The sequence below is a fragment of the Nostoc sp. FACHB-892 genome (assembly GCF_014698795.1).
In the GTDB taxonomy this organism is placed as follows: Bacteria; Cyanobacteriota; Cyanobacteriia; order Cyanobacteriales; family Nostocaceae; genus Nostoc.
The window spans coordinates 1-13,800 of sequence record NZ_JACJTR010000004.1 but is presented as its reverse complement, the minus strand read 5'-3'; the positions used below and the strand labels follow the sequence as shown (position 1 = coordinate 13,800).

General features: G+C 42.3%; 13 protein-coding genes and 1 pseudogene. 9 read left to right on the top strand and 5 right to left on the bottom strand.

The window, feature by feature from the left end:
* Nucleotides 1-72: 72 nt before the first annotated feature.
* Complete coding sequence (locus H6G96_RS06855; protein ID WP_190910750.1) at nucleotides 73-1,764, bottom strand: NAD-binding protein; 1,692 nt, start codon at nucleotides 1,762-1,764, stop codon at nucleotides 73-75.
* A 140-nt stretch (nucleotides 1,765-1,904) separates the two neighbouring features.
* On the opposite strand from H6G96_RS06855, the gene H6G96_RS06850 reads away from it, so the two are divergent.
* The 4 genes from H6G96_RS06850 (at nucleotide 1,905) to H6G96_RS06835 (ending at nucleotide 5,079) form a co-directional block, all read left to right on the top strand.
* Entirely contained in the window at nucleotides 1,905-2,441 is a 537-nt protein-coding gene (locus H6G96_RS06850) for a hypothetical protein (protein WP_347242191.1), read from the top strand.
* 122 nt (nucleotides 2,442-2,563) lie between these two features.
* Nucleotides 2,564-3,664, top strand: coding sequence for a D-alanine--D-alanine ligase family protein (locus H6G96_RS06845; RefSeq protein ID WP_190910749.1), 1,101 nt, complete (start codon nucleotides 2,564-2,566; stop codon nucleotides 3,662-3,664).
* Nucleotides 3,665-3,866: 202 nt separating this feature from the next.
* The gene (locus tag H6G96_RS06840; RefSeq protein WP_242063191.1) at nucleotides 3,867-4,517 is read left to right on the top strand and encodes a hypothetical protein; all 651 of its coding nucleotides are present in this window, start codon (nucleotides 3,867-3,869) and stop codon (nucleotides 4,515-4,517) included.
* Nucleotides 4,518-4,671: 154 nt separating this feature from the next.
* The gene (locus H6G96_RS06835; protein ID WP_190911036.1) at nucleotides 4,672-5,079 is read left to right on the top strand and encodes a hypothetical protein; all 408 of its coding nucleotides are present in this window, start codon (nucleotides 4,672-4,674) and stop codon (nucleotides 5,077-5,079) included.
* A gap of 182 nt (nucleotides 5,080-5,261) precedes the next feature.
* Here the strand turns inward: H6G96_RS06835 and H6G96_RS06830 are convergent, their stop codons facing one another.
* Complete coding sequence (locus tag H6G96_RS06830; protein ID WP_190910748.1) at nucleotides 5,262-5,786, bottom strand: isopentenyl transferase family protein; 525 nt, start codon at nucleotides 5,784-5,786, stop codon at nucleotides 5,262-5,264.
* Nucleotides 5,787-6,091: 305 nt separating this feature from the next.
* On the opposite strand from H6G96_RS06830, the gene H6G96_RS06825 reads away from it, so the two are divergent.
* Entirely contained in the window at nucleotides 6,092-6,865 is a 774-nt protein-coding gene (locus H6G96_RS06825) for a hypothetical protein (RefSeq protein ID WP_190910747.1), read from the top strand.
* 7 nt (nucleotides 6,866-6,872) lie between these two features.
* Here the strand turns inward: H6G96_RS06825 and H6G96_RS06820 are convergent, their stop codons facing one another.
* On the bottom strand, nucleotides 6,873-7,646 hold the full coding sequence (locus H6G96_RS06820) for an SDR family oxidoreductase (protein ID WP_190910746.1): 774 nt from the start codon (nucleotides 7,644-7,646) through the stop codon (nucleotides 6,873-6,875).
* 441 nt (nucleotides 7,647-8,087) lie between these two features.
* On the opposite strand from H6G96_RS06820, the gene H6G96_RS06815 reads away from it, so the two are divergent.
* The gene (locus H6G96_RS06815; protein WP_242063190.1) at nucleotides 8,088-9,320 is read left to right on the top strand and encodes an MFS transporter; all 1,233 of its coding nucleotides are present in this window, start codon (nucleotides 8,088-8,090) and stop codon (nucleotides 9,318-9,320) included.
* A 35-nt stretch (nucleotides 9,321-9,355) separates the two neighbouring features.
* On the opposite strand, the gene H6G96_RS06810 is transcribed toward H6G96_RS06815, so the two are convergent.
* Nucleotides 9,356-10,195: a nuclear transport factor 2 family protein gene (locus H6G96_RS06810; RefSeq protein ID WP_190910745.1), complete on the bottom strand. Its 840-nt coding sequence runs from the start codon at nucleotides 10,193-10,195 to the stop codon at nucleotides 9,356-9,358.
* A gap of 84 nt (nucleotides 10,196-10,279) precedes the next feature.
* On the opposite strand from H6G96_RS06810, the gene murG reads away from it, so the two are divergent.
* Together murG and H6G96_RS06800 are read left to right on the top strand one after the other, a co-directional pair.
* Complete coding sequence (gene murG / locus H6G96_RS06805) at nucleotides 10,280-11,353, top strand: undecaprenyldiphospho-muramoylpentapeptide beta-N-acetylglucosaminyltransferase (RefSeq protein WP_190910744.1); 1,074 nt, start codon at nucleotides 10,280-10,282, stop codon at nucleotides 11,351-11,353.
* Nucleotides 11,354-11,391: 38 nt separating this feature from the next.
* On the top strand, nucleotides 11,392-12,723 hold the full coding sequence (locus H6G96_RS06800) for a hypothetical protein (RefSeq protein ID WP_190910743.1): 1,332 nt from the start codon (nucleotides 11,392-11,394) through the stop codon (nucleotides 12,721-12,723).
* A 219-nt stretch (nucleotides 12,724-12,942) separates the two neighbouring features.
* Here the strand turns inward: H6G96_RS06800 and H6G96_RS06795 are convergent, their stop codons facing one another.
* On the bottom strand, nucleotides 12,943-13,308 hold the full coding sequence (locus tag H6G96_RS06795) for a VOC family protein (RefSeq protein WP_190910742.1): 366 nt from the start codon (nucleotides 13,306-13,308) through the stop codon (nucleotides 12,943-12,945).
* A gap of 278 nt (nucleotides 13,309-13,586) precedes the next feature.
* Between H6G96_RS06795 and H6G96_RS06790 the strand changes: the two are divergent.
* Nucleotides 13,587-13,800 (top strand): annotated as a pseudogene (locus H6G96_RS06790) (photosystem II q(b) protein); the annotation flags it as partial.

Genomic DNA, 13,800 nt, shown 5'->3' with positions numbered 1-13,800 from the left:
GGAGTGGGAAGTAGTGTATTAATTACGAATTACGTAGCTTGCTTCTCGCTGGAGGCGAGTATTAGGAATTATTTAAGCGTGTGCTTCGCAAACTTGTTCGCCCCGCCACAATTGATATAGTCGCGTCGCTGGCATAGTCATATATAAAATATCACCAGCACTAAGATTGGTTTCTAATAAATCCCAGCCGTGAAGGGTTTGGTGGTTTGTTTCTACGTATAAAGGAACACAATCGGCAGACATAGCTACATCTTTCACCCACTGACCACAAAAGACATGTGAAGGTGTAATCACAGTTGCAAAAGCCACCCAAAGACTATCTGCTGTGATGCCATTACCGAGGATGCGTCCCCCTAGTGCAGCAGCAGCAAAAGCTGGGGCTGCTAGTTCAGCCGGACTTAGTACGGCCTCGAAGCCAAATAGCTGTTGCGCTATACCAGCAAAATCAGGATCGGCATAATGAACAATCACTGGAATGTTGGGTGTTAAGCCTTTGGCTTTGAGGGCAATTTCCAGATTGGTAGCATCATTGCTAGTAACAGCAAGCACTGCGGCGGCAGAGTCTATATTGCTGGCTTTGAGTATTGTACGAAAGCTGGCATCGCCCTGAATTACGGGGATACCCAGTTCGCGGGCGGTGTTGATATATTTATTGTTGGAGTCGGGTTCAACTACTACAACTTCATGTCCACTGGCGTGGAGTTGCTGGACAATTCTTACTCCAATACCACTCAAGCCACAGACAATGTAGTGATATCGCTGGGGAATTCGGGCTGCATCCCAAAACTGCTTAAAGCGGCTTCCTAAGACAAAATCGGTGAGCATGGCATACCAAATACCGATCACCACTGCTCCAACCAGCATCATCACGACAGTAAATAACTTGATACTGTTAGGAGCATTTTCTATTACTTTGTCATTACCGCCCGCTCCAGTAATCATGCCTACAGAAAAATATAGAGCATCAATAGCAGATAAACTCAACTCAGCCGACGTATAGGTGAGTGTAGCAATGAGAATCACTGCGAATAATACAACAGCACCCACTACTACCGATCGCCCGTGTTGCTGAAACTGCCTAAAATTGGTGAGGGCTTTCAGCGCTTTTTTAATCAATGATCTCCGAGGGGAACAGATGCGGGGTTGTGTACCAATAATTAAGCGATCGCCTACTTGTATCTCTTGTCCAGATATTACAGCTGACACCAAATCCATCTCACCTTCTACTGGCAAGTAATAAATTAGCATCCGCGATCGGTCTTCCCACAAATCACTCAGCTTTAGGCCCTGCCAAAAATGGTTTTCATCAATGTACTCTTCGTGAATTGGCCAAGTTTGCTGAAATAATTTAATTTGTCCGATCGCTCGGTTTCCCATTGCTGCAAAGGTGAAGACGGGTGCTGCTAATCCTACAACACTCATACTCAAGTGGTCTGGCAAACTTTGATCTAGGCGCTCCCCCAAATTTGTATTATAAAAACGGTTGATAATGCGAATCTGGGGATTCAGCACCCGTGCTTGCATCATAATAGACAAATTCAGAGCATCTTTAGATCCAGCGATGACTAAAGTATGTGCCTGTTGAATTCCAGCTGCTGTTAGGGTAGAAGCTGCTTGTAAATCGCCAACAATCACATCCCCTGCTGTTTCGCCAGGGATAGGGTGGTGATGAATGCCAACAACGAAAGCTCCCTGATGTCTCAGCAGACGAAAGGTTTTATATCCGGTATGTCCTAAGCCACAAACAATAATTCTGGGTTTCATGAAACGGCAGCATCTTTTACAGGTGGGGCTGCATTTCTAGTTATTCATCAATATTGTTGCCCATTTTCCTGGAATATAACTGTAGCTGACAACACGGTTGTTTCAAATAAGATGGCACTTTTACAAATTTATGAAAGTCGATGTTATTTGGATACCTGAAATTTGAAAAGATTCAAGTTATGGAAAATTGGGTAAAATTAACAAGTTTTGGTACTATTTTATGCCCTCTAGTTGTGGCAGGAACCATAGCTTCTACAGCACAAGCACAGCCACAGTCAGGTACAGAGCCGATTTCTGCTCCTCATGTGACACTGAATGTACAACGTAGCAGTGGTAAATGTCCTCAAAGAATTGGATTATGGTGGTTTGTTCTCCCTTATGAAGGCGGTGCTGAACATACGGTAGTGGCAGATACTAGAGAGTTTGCAGATACAACTAAGTTAGTTTCATCTAATAATAAGCAGTTTGTGGAATTTGTTTCACCTTTACGGAGTAATTATGCTTCTTGTGTAGGCCGAACTCGGGGGCAAAAACATACTTTCTACAACGTAGAATTTAAGGATGAAAAAGCTTATTTCCGTGTGGATTTGCGAAAAATTGATGCACCTGCTCACCTAATTACTTACAAAAATGTGGTGGCTTCCCGCCCTTATGTCAGATGGGCGATCGCTGACTAACTCCTCAAATAGGAAAGCTTTCTCTTGCAATTTGGGCAGGCAATAAAAATAATTTAGAAAAACATGGCAACTTTTGTAGGTTGTGATACGCTATCTGCTTGAGAAGTGTGGAGGAACCGAAAATGACTAAGCTGCGGGTGGGGTTACTGTTTGGCGGTCGTTCCGGAGAACATGAAGTTTCGATCAAATCAGCACGGGCGATCGCTAAAGCATTAAGTGCAGAGCAAAATGCTAGTAAGTACGAAATCCTGCCTTTTTACATCCAAAAGGATGGACGCTGGCTAGCAGGAGAAGCACCCGAAAAGGTTTTAGAAACCGGCAGTCCTCTACTGGAATCTGAACAATCAACATCTGTTGGGAATCTGACATCTAACCCTCAAGCCCAAACCCTCAGCAAGTGGCAATCTCCCTCTCAAGTAGCCCAAGTGGATGTTTGGTTTCCCATTCTCCACGGCCCCAACGGTGAAGACGGGACGATTCAAGGGTTACTCACTTTGATGCAAGTCCCCTTTGTTGGTTCTGGAGTGTTAGGTTCTGCACTGGGGATGGATAAAATTGCCATGAAAATGGCCTTTGAGCAAGCAGGATTAGCACAAGTAAAATACAAGGCGATAACTAGAACGCAGGTTTGGTCTAATCCTTGCGTGTTTCCAAAATTGTGTGATGAAATTGAAGCAGCATTAGGTTATCCCGCTTTTGTTAAGCCTGCTAATTTGGGTTCATCAGTGGGTATTGCCAAAGTGCGATCGCGCCAAGAATTAGAAGCCGCCTTAGATAATGCTGCTAGTTATGACCGGAGGTTGGTGGTAGAGGCTGGTGTCGTAGCTAGAGAAGTAGAATGCGCCGTTTTAGGAAATGATCAACCCCAAGCCTCTGTCATTGGAGAGATTAGTTATGATAGCGATTTTTATGACTATGAAACTAAATATACTGAGGGTCGGGCAGATTTACTGATACCTGCATCGATTCCAGATGCGATCGCTCGTCAAATTCAGGATATGGCTTTGCAAGCCTTTGCAGCCGTTGATGCTGCGGGGTTGGCAAGGGTAGATTTTTTCTATGTGGAAGCGACAAAAGAAGTTTTTATTAACGAAATAAATACCTTGCCAGGCTTTACTGCAACGAGTATGTATCCACAACTTTGGGCACATAGTGGAGTCTCATTTCCAGAATTAGTTGATCGATTAATTCAACTTGCTCTTGAAAGGCATTCTCCTAACTGACGGGAAAAATAAGCGAACTAATTTCCAAATTTTTAGAGCAAAAAGTCACAATAAATACAGAATTTTGGCAAAAGTTAGCCAGATTTAGTAGCCTATATTTTACAAAAAAGCTACTTAAATCTTTACTTTTGTTACGGATACCTGATGATTAATTCCTCCAGTACAATTTATTGACTAGAGGGGTACAAATCTGAAAGTAATCATGGAAAAAAGTCAGAGTGTACAGCGCGAGCCAACCCAACTCAGAAGGGCTACTCCAGAGCTGACAAACAGGAAATCGAGATTAAAACAAAGCTCGAATGTTCTGATATATCTGGTTACACATCATCCTTGGCTATTGTTAACCGGGTGTTTAGCCATGTTTTTAGGAGGAGGTGCTTTTGCCCTGTACAGCTTAGGTAATGCTGGACAGGTAGCACAAGAAGAACCAGAAAAAATCCCAGTTATAGTTGAAGAACCAATTAATGCACCCTCTGAGAATAGTAATCCAACACCTTTATGGATGGTGGCTGCGATCGTCCTCAGTTGTGGTAGTGGTTGTTTGCTCATTTTCCGAATGCTCAACAAAACAAAGCAACCGCAAAAAGTCCAAAAACAGATTAACCGTCATCAAGCACGCTTGGCACAGAACCATTACCAAAGATTGGAGCCACGCCTTCCCAAGAACCAGCCAGTTTTTGTGCCACAGCAACAACTAATGCCGCTTATGCAGATGCAACCTAAAGCAAAACATCTGGTGACGGTTCTGCCAGCAGAACATAAGCACCACTTGGATACGCGCACAGAATCTTTAGCAGACTTAATGGATCTTCGTAAAGAGACTTCATTGTCTGCAATTTTACGCCAGTATTAAATTTACTGTAAAGCAAAAACCTTTCAAGATAATACTTTTTGCGAATTAAGGCACGGTTATACCGTGCCTTTACTAGTATCTAGAGGATATATAGCTGTTCTCACTTCGGTTTAAACTGATAAGGATGAAAATAGCAGATCAGGCAGTGAATAACATAGTGCGGTTAGTTTTGACAGCAATATTGCTGATACTAGTAACGGCTTGTGGCAGTATTGGACTGCTACCGACTAACGAGTTAGTGCAAAAAGCGATCGCACTTGGGCTAGAGCAAACTCAACAAAAACTTAGCCAACAGTTGGATCTAGATTTTCAAGGATTTGAAATTAAGCGGCTATCAATTACCCAAGAACAACCCCTAACCATTGAAAATTTACCAGCTTTCCACGTTCGGGGAACCTACGACTTAATTGTAAAGCTACCAAAACGGAGCTTGACGCAACCAAAAAAACCTTTTGATGTTTACCTGCAAATTCAGCAAGAAGGCAAAACTTGGCGATTGCTACTTCCAGAAAAGAGTAGTAAAGATACTCCATCAATTTGGCGTAGCTATCTTATCCAATAGAGGCGGGGAAAGGTTTAAATTGTCTCACGTTGCATCTTGCCCGCCCAGCTTATGCAATTTAAATGCGGAACAGCTTACCAATTTGAAAAAAGAATGCGACAGATGGGTAGGGGCACAACAATGTTGTGCCCTTACGAATAATTGATGCGTCGCAAACATTATTTGAATTGAATTAATTTTGTTTAGCTACTTACTGCATCAATTAATTCAAAAAATTGCGAAATTTCTTTAGTCGAGCGAATGTGATAAACATTTTTGATGCTTTGAGCCTGCTCGATATATTCACGATATTTTGGGGTTAAATATTTGTAACATAGCCAAAGTACGCGGTAGCTAGTAAGCGAACTCCTCAATATTGGACTGTTTTGAGGCCAGCCTTCTGGCGGTTGAAAGTAACCTGTGATAAATCGTTTAGTTACCCACCAAAAATGCACATATAGCGGTAAATCGACAAAAACCAGAGTATCCGCCTCGTCAAGTCGCAGCCAGAGAGTTTCTATGCAACCAAACCCATCAATAATCCATCGGTCAGTAACTAAAATTTGCTGATGGGCACGCTTATAATCTTCATGTGGAACCTCTGTGCCGCCTGATTGATATTGAATCTTGTCCAAGGCATAGAGTGGCAAACCAGTGATTTGAGATAATCTCTTGCTTAGAGTTGATTTCCCGCCTCCAGTATTACCAAACACCGCTACTTTTTTCATTGCCACTCTCCTTTTAGTGCAATCAAGTCAAATTTGGCACAAGCTTGTTACGAAAGAATAAAAGTTTTAGCTATATTACTTTATATAATACAAAATGTATTATGTATGTGCAACAAAAAAAACCATCACAATCATGTTTGTTGCTACTTTCTCCAAAAGGGTAGCAAAGATACTCAACCGAATTGGCGTAGCTATCTCATCGAGAAGCTGGTGTGTGCAAATAGAAAAACCATCACAATAATTTACGTATAACTGCTAAGAAATAGTCATGATCGAGATGATGGTTTCACCGGAGACAGGGGAAAATGTATATAAACTTTTTCATCAGTTCCATTGCTGGAATTGTGGTTGTGATACTAACAGCTTTTGGCTTACTGCAATGGTTGCACATCCCTGCTGGTAACTTTCTTGATTGGGTAATTGGTGGTGCAAGCTTTTGGTGGCTGTTGGTAATTGTTACCGTACCGTGGAATGTACATTTTCAAGCTAAAGAAGTCTTAGCAGAAGCAGCACAATCCAAAGAGAAAGGAATTCCAGTTGATGAGAAACAAGTGAAGTATGTCACAGCTTTGGCAAAGCGATCGCTCTGGGTTGCCATTGCTTTACACTTATTCTCAGCCGTTGGTCTTTATACTCTTGCTGCCACTGGTATTAGTACTGTGGGATATATAAGTTCTGGTGCGGCTTTGTTATTAACAATTCTGCGTCCAGCGATTCGGGCGTATGAGTACTTATATGCGCGGTTAGCAATGATTCGCCAAGAATGGAAGTATCCCCGCGAAGATATTGTTGAACTGCGCGATCGCTTTTCGATATTGGAACAAAAAATCCAGTCATTTGAGGAGCAACTTAACCCAGAACAATCTTATTCATTACCCGCAACTCAACAACGCTTTGCCGAAGAAACTCGCAGAGATTTAGCTCGAATTGCTGCTAATTTGGAGGAATTACGGGCGACCAATCAAACTGAACATGAGCGTTTAGCAAGAGAAGCACGAACTGCGATCGCACAACTTTCAACTGACGGGCAATTTCTTGATCATGTCCGCGAAATTATTCGATTTTTTAAGACTGCTTAATTATTCCTTATGTTCGCCGATTAACTAGGGTAGCGCTGGCTTGGTCAACAGGCATCAGCACAACTTCATTAATATTGACATGGGGCGATCGCGTCACACAGAAAAATATTACATCAGCGACATCATCTGCTGTCAGGGGCATAACTCCCTGGTAAACTTTTTTGGCGCGTTCAGTATCTCCGTGAAAACGCACCTCACTAAATTCAGTTTCTACCATCCCAGGGTCAACGGAAGTTACACGTACCCGCGTTCCCAACAGGTCTTGTTTTAAACCTTCAGAAATTGCCCTTACAGCAGCTTTAGTAGCACAGTAGACATTACCACCGGGATAGGTTTGATGTCCAGCAATGGAACCTAAATTTACCACATGACCGCGATCGCGGCTCACCATTCCCGGAACGACATAACGCGAAACGTAAAGTAAACCTTTGACGTTAGTATCAATCATGTCCTCCCAATTTTGAAAGCTGCCTTCGTGCAACTTGTCTAAACCACGACTTAGACCAGCATTATTAATGAGAATGTCGATGTTAGACCAGTCGGACGGTAGAGAAGAAATAGCAGATTCAACAGCGTTGCGATCACGCACATCTAGCTGTAACAAATGAATTTCTATACTAAAGTCTTTGCTGAGAGTATCTGCTAGCTGCTGCAAACGTTCTAACCGTCGTGCCGCTAAGATTAATTTTGCACCTGCACCAGCAAAGATTTTTGCACAAGCAGTACCAATACCACTACTAGCACCAGTGATCAAAATGATTTGATTTTGTAGGGAAGTCATTGAAGAAAAAGTCAAGAGTCCAGTGTTAATTTAAATACAGAATTTAGCAATTTAGCAAGTTACTGAGTACAGACATATTTTCTCAGCTATTAATATTTATTTTTTTCTTAGATGTTACTCGAAAGCTAAATCTAAACTCGATTTTATCCAAAATTAAGAACTACTGGCACGACACAGAGAGAAGAAATCAATGCTTAACTGAACTGTATTGTCTTATAAACGTGAAAAGGACGGGTGAAAACTCAGTAACTGTAGCGTCTACAATGGGCTAGAGACGGTGTTAACTGTCCGTATGTCGCATGTTTAACCTTGTCGTAATGATGATATTCCCTCCTTGGTAAGCTTCTGAAACTCAATCCAACAGGCAATTCGCCCGATCATTATGGCGAAGCGTTTGTTCATGGATTCCCCCTCCAATTGCCACGCTGTGACAAAAGTGCGTTGGTAAACAAATTTGGAGAACGGGAGAATTTTATGATGCCTTTGGATGGTCAGAACAAAACAACCAGATCAGTTATTCTATTCATCAGTCTCTTCCTGGCGATCGAAGGATTAGACGAAATTGTTGATGGTGTGATGGGTGTAGCCTATCCGTTGATTCGTCATGATCTGAATCTCTCCTACCTACAAGTCGGGTTGCTATTGACCATACCCAATACGGTCAGCAGTGTGATAGAGCCAATTTTTGGGGTTTTAGGAGATTTCGGTCATCGACGGTTATTGATTTTGGGAGGAGGCATCAGTTTTGCGATCGCTCTCTTGCTGATTTCCCTCAGCCATCACTTTTGGAGTTTATTAGCCGCATTGGTGTTGTTTTACCCGGCATCTGGTGCGTTTGTCAGTTTGTCTCAAGCGACGCTGATGGATCTAGAACCCACCCGCCACGAACCAAACATGGCACGCTGGGCATTGGCAGGTTCTCTCGGCAATGTGATTGGCCCCTTGGCGTTGGCAGGTGCGATCGCCTTGCACCAGAGTTGGCGGAATGTTTTTTTCACCCTGGCAGCCCTGACGCTTTGTCTGGTTGGCTTAATGTGGAAGTCTCCGATGGCTATAGCAACCGTATCCACTCCAGTGAATTTGCCAGGCCTTAGTATTCAAAAAAGTATCCGCCATATCATCCGCGCACTCAAACGACGCAACGTCTTACGCTGGTTAACCCTGTTGCAATTTTCAGATTTAATGTTGGATGTTCTGCGGAGCTTTTTAGCCCTTTATTTTGTGGATGTTGTGCGTACAAGCGACACACAAGCGAGTTTTGCTTTTACTATCTGGTTGGGGTTCGGCTTATTAGGCGATTTATTGCTCATTCCGCTGCTAGAGCGGGTTCGAGGCATTGAGTACTTGCGGGTGAGTGCATTTTTAGTTTTGTGCCTTTATCCCGCTTTTTTGGCGATCCCGAATATCACCATCAAAATAGTTATTTTGGGCGGTCTGGGTTTCCTGAATGCAGGTTGGTATTCCATCCTTCAGGGGCAGCTATATACTGCCATGCTGGGGCAAAGTAGCACCGTGATGGTTCTCAATAACCTGGGGGGTTTAGTCGGTGGTTTCATGCCCCTGGCACTGGGTTGGCTAGCACAGCAGTATGGGTTACAGCTAACGATGTGGCTGTTTCTAGCTGCACCGATCATTTTGTTAATTGGGTTGTTTCACGATCGCAAGTACTCCTAACCCCAAACTCCTAACTCCTAACTCTTAACTCCTAACTATTTCTTCACCACTTGCATACGTTGAGTTACCATCGTCATCCCATTACCTCGTAGAATGACAGCAGAAACCCAGCGACTACCAGGGGTAGATGGTGCTTGTGCCGTTTTAAACAGTCCGCCAGATGTTAGTAATTGCAAATCTACGGATGTGGGGTTGAGAAAGTTATCTGGTTTGATGGCTTCCTCTAGCGCCGTTCCTAGTAGAAAATCATCACCAAGCGGCTCTTGAACGATCGCATCAAAATTATACTTTTGACCAACTTGCACCTGCTCTGGTAATTTAAAATCAATTTGGGGCGGCTTAGTACCAGAGGTAAGTTGGGTACGTTCTGACAAAATATCTTGGCGGACTATTTTTCCACCTGTAATGCGCTGACGCGATTTAATCGTGGCATTGAGAGCCGAATTATTACTGTTACCGGAAGGTAAGCCTGTTATTGTCGTTTCTGTTTCGGCAATAATCGCATTACCTTCAGGTTTTGAAGATAGTAGTTTTGTACTGTACTGCAATTTAGGATATCGTTGCCAAAGTGAAATCAAAGACTTTTCCAGAGTTTGGAGGTTTAATCCATCCCCATGAGCAAAGTTGGGGCTGTAGAATTGCAACACCCCTTTGACATCACCTCGACTGGCGGCTGCATCAACTTGTGTCAGTAGGTTTTTCAAATCAGCTGGTGCATTTTGGGATATACCAGCTTGAGCTAATTGCTGTGGTGTCGCCGCTTGAGTGCGTTGCCAACCACTTGTTAAACCAATGGTTAGCAGGAATGAAACTAGCCAGATATTAGCTGGAAATCTGAGTTGTCGTTTCATTAAGGTGTTAATAATGTTAGTCATTGGTAAGAATTTACTGATTTGATGAGAGAAGATAAGGAAATTGTTTTATCTTAGTTAAGCTAGAGGCTAAACGGTAGAGGTTTGATGGCAAACGCACCGATACGATTATTAATAGCTGCCAGTGGGACTGGTGGACATTTGTTTCCAGCGATCGCACTGGCACAAAAACTTCCAGATTATCAAATCGAATGGCTAGGAGTACCCAATCGCCTGGAAACTCAACTTGTCCCTAAAGAGTATCCCTTGAATACTATTGCAGTTGAAGGGTTTCAGCAAGGGTTTGGAATTTCCTCAATTCGCATCTTGGGTAAACTCGCTGGTTCGATTATAGAAGTTAGACGAATTTTGAAGCAGGGAAATTTTCAAGGGGTATTTACCACAGGAGGTTACATTGCCGGGCCAGCCGTCATTGCGGCGCGTTCCCTCGGTTTACCCGTGGTTTTCCACGAATCTAACGCAATACCTGGTAAAGTAACTCGTTTTTTTGGTCCTTGGTGTAGTGCGGTAGCCTTGGGATTTGAAGTAGCTGCTAAGTACTTGCCTCGTGCTAAAAATGTCTGTGTCGGTACTCCTGTAAGAGCGCAATTTCTCGATGCAGCAATTGATGCACCATTAGATTTAGCCATCCCAGAGGGTGTTCCGTTAATTGTTGTCTTTGGTGGTAGCCAGGGTGCAGTTGCGGTAAATAAGTTAGTGCGTGAATCTGCAAATGCTTGGTTTGATGCTGGTGCTTATGTAGTACATTTAACTGGCGATCGCGACGAGGAAGCAGATAGCCTCAAACATCCACAGTATACAGCCTTACCTTTTTACAACAATATGGCGGCGTTGTTGCAACGAGCTACTCTAGCCATTAGTCGTTCTGGTGCAGGCAGCTTGACAGAATTAGCAGTATGTGGAACTCCAGCGATTTTGATTCCTTACCCCTTTGCCGCAGAAGACCATCAATCTTACAATGCAGACGTATTTACTTCATCTGGTGCGGCGTTAACACTGAAGCAATCGGAGTTGACAGCACAAATATTGCAAAGTAATGTGTTGAATCTGTTGCAGTCACCAGATGAGTTAGCAAGAATGGGGGAAAATGCAAAGGCGATCGCAGTTCCCGATAGTGCCGAAAAGTTGGCGCACTTAGTGCGTGAGATAATAGAGGCATAATGTTGATTATTTAGCATTAAAAATTTATTTTTCAAGTTATGAATATCTTATCTAGCCAAAAATTCCGCTTCACAGTGGGTTGTGCTGCCTTATTGCTTGTCAGTTTAACCAGTAGCCATCTATATACTCAGTCAAAAACCAAACAAGATCAGTCTTTTATTCAGCAAGATAATTTTGCCCCACTTCAATCACAAATTTCCTTAACATCAAATCAAGCTTCTGATGAACTCACCTCAACGTTTCAAAATCCTTTTACCGTTCAGCAAACATCTGATGAAATTATAGGCAAAGAAAACGCTTTTTCATCTGGGCAAGATTTGTTAGCAGCATCTGCACCTTATCAAGTTGTCGATGAGTTCAAAAAATATAATTTTAGTATTAATGGCAACCAGGTTGTTACTCCGGTCAAACTGCCAAGTAGTAAGGTTAATTTCAATCAAAAAGATTTATTAACCGTTCTCGTTAATACTAGAAAATATTTTCAAGATTATAGTTCACAAGACCCAGATATTCTCCGTACAGGAATCCTTGCTAGTCAAGGAGTTACTGTGCCAGATGTCCTTAAGACTTTAGATTTCATGGTTGCTGTTTTGAAAGAGGATATTGCTAATAATCGAGCTACTCGTTTACAAGATCCTAAATTTATCAATACCAATTTCCGAGTTATCAAATGGACTGCCTATAACCCAAAAAATAGGAAACAAAAACAATTACGAATTACTAAATATGCTGTGTTTACTCATCCCGGCTCTCGTAAGAAAACCTCTAAGTTTAATACACCAATTTATAGCCTAAAAGATAGCTCTAAAAACGATACTTTCTACACCAAATATACAAAACAGGATGTTTTGTCAGGTATTTATGAACCAGGTGGTAAAGAATTTGGAAAAGTTAAAAGTCTTGCATATCTAACCAGAACTGGTTTAGAAGAAGCACTAATGCAAGGAACAGTCTTGATTAACTTTACAGATGGTTACAAAGCCTTTTTTAACGTAGATAGAAATAATGGAATGTCGTATGTTCGCGGATTAAAAGCAACAGCACAAAAACGTTATTGGTATTTTAGAGAGGTTGATGCCATTAAAGGCTATGGATACAAAATAGATGCAAAAATCTCAATTAAACCAGGAGTAACTTTTGCCGGAGATGTTTTGAATATCGGTTTAGGTAGAGTAATAATTATTGAGCATACTAAAAATGGTCGCAAACATCTGCAAATGGGAGTTATGGCTGATACAGGTGGAGCCTTTTTACCCAATCTTTATCAACTAGATTTTTTGGCAGGTATTTTTAAGAATCAAAAAGAATTTGGGCAAAATATCAGCCAATTGCCGGAATATGCTACAGCATATTTTTTAGTAAAGAAGTAATGCAGTGAAGGAGGCAGGAGGCAGGGGTCACTGAGCCTCTTGTCCTGACTTGTACTGAGCTTGTCCTGAGTGTAGCCGAAGGGCGGCGTTGAAGTAGCGTAGTCGTAAAGCCTGCGGCATAGCAACTCTTAGAGACGCTACGCCTAGCTTGCTTCGACCTAGGAGTACGCTTAGGGCGCAGCCTCTCCAAGAGTTAGGAATTAAACTAATACCAAATATCTATGCACGGGTCAACAGTTCTAAATTATGACCATTAGAGTCATAGAAATAGAAGCCACGACCTTCCTTTCTGTGGTTAATTTGCCCTTTATTCTGATGCATGGGGTCGCTACTGTATTCAAGACCTGCCTCTTTGACGCGGGCAAAAATTGCATCAAATTCTTCATTACTGACATGGAACGCATAATGATGCGACTCAAATGCTTCAGCGTCAGCGAAGTCGAGCGTTAGTGCATCATTTATATGCACAGCAGCGAAATAACCAACGGGAACCTCTACCTCTAAACCAAAAATTTTTGCAAAGAACCTCGCCGAAGCTTCCTTGTCATGTACGGGCACGATGGTGTGATTTAGAGTAATTGCCATGTCACACCTCCCCTCCTAATTTTGGTAGTAATTCGATATCAACTCTCTATTCAGAGTCGATAAGAACAATTTTTACTTTCTATTCTATCTTTTCAGCGTTGACATCAGCAAAAACTCATATAAGTCGCACACGGTGTTATATAAGTAAAACTAATAATTTCTATCAGTTTTACTGAAGTAATAAAACTTGATTAAAAAATGTAAAGCATTGTAAAGTAGTTTCACAGGCAAAAACAAAACCGCCTGATTTATAAATAACTAACCGCACTTATAAAACCATGACAGCAACCTTACAACAGCGCTCAAGCGCCAACGTATGGGATCGGTTTTGCGAGTGGATCACCAGCACCAACAACCGTTTATACATCGGTTGGTTCGGCGTACTAATGATCCCCACCCTGCTAGCCGCTACCGCCTGCTTCGTAATCGCCTTCATCGCCGCACCTCCAGTAGACATCGATGGTATCCGTGAACCAGTAGCAGGTTCCTTGA

Excerpts from the sequence above, each read along its gene's own strand:
- H6G96_RS06855 (WP_190910750.1), bottom strand. The coding sequence starts at position 1,764 with ATGAAACCCAGAATTATTGTTTGTGGCTTAGGACATACCGGATATAAA.
- H6G96_RS06850 (WP_347242191.1), top strand. The coding sequence starts at position 1,905 with ATGTTATTTGGATACCTGAAATTTGAAAAGATTCAAGTTATGGAAAAT.
- H6G96_RS06845 (WP_190910749.1), top strand. The coding sequence starts at position 2,564 with ATGACTAAGCTGCGGGTGGGGTTACTGTTTGGCGGTCGTTCCGGAGAA.
- H6G96_RS06840 (WP_242063191.1), top strand. The coding sequence starts at position 3,867 with ATGGAAAAAAGTCAGAGTGTACAGCGCGAGCCAACCCAACTCAGAAGG.
- H6G96_RS06830 (WP_190910748.1), bottom strand. The coding sequence starts at position 5,786 with ATGAAAAAAGTAGCGGTGTTTGGTAATACTGGAGGCGGGAAATCAACT.
- H6G96_RS06825 (WP_190910747.1), top strand. The coding sequence starts at position 6,092 with ATGTATATAAACTTTTTCATCAGTTCCATTGCTGGAATTGTGGTTGTG.
- H6G96_RS06820 (WP_190910746.1), bottom strand. The coding sequence starts at position 7,646 with ATGACTTCCCTACAAAATCAAATCATTTTGATCACTGGTGCTAGTAGT.
- H6G96_RS06810 (WP_190910745.1), bottom strand. The coding sequence starts at position 10,195 with ATGACTAACATTATTAACACCTTAATGAAACGACAACTCAGATTTCCA.
- murG (WP_190910744.1), top strand. The coding sequence starts at position 10,280 with ATGGCAAACGCACCGATACGATTATTAATAGCTGCCAGTGGGACTGGT.
- H6G96_RS06800 (WP_190910743.1), top strand. The coding sequence starts at position 11,392 with ATGAATATCTTATCTAGCCAAAAATTCCGCTTCACAGTGGGTTGTGCT.
- H6G96_RS06795 (WP_190910742.1), bottom strand. The coding sequence starts at position 13,308 with ATGGCAATTACTCTAAATCACACCATCGTGCCCGTACATGACAAGGAA.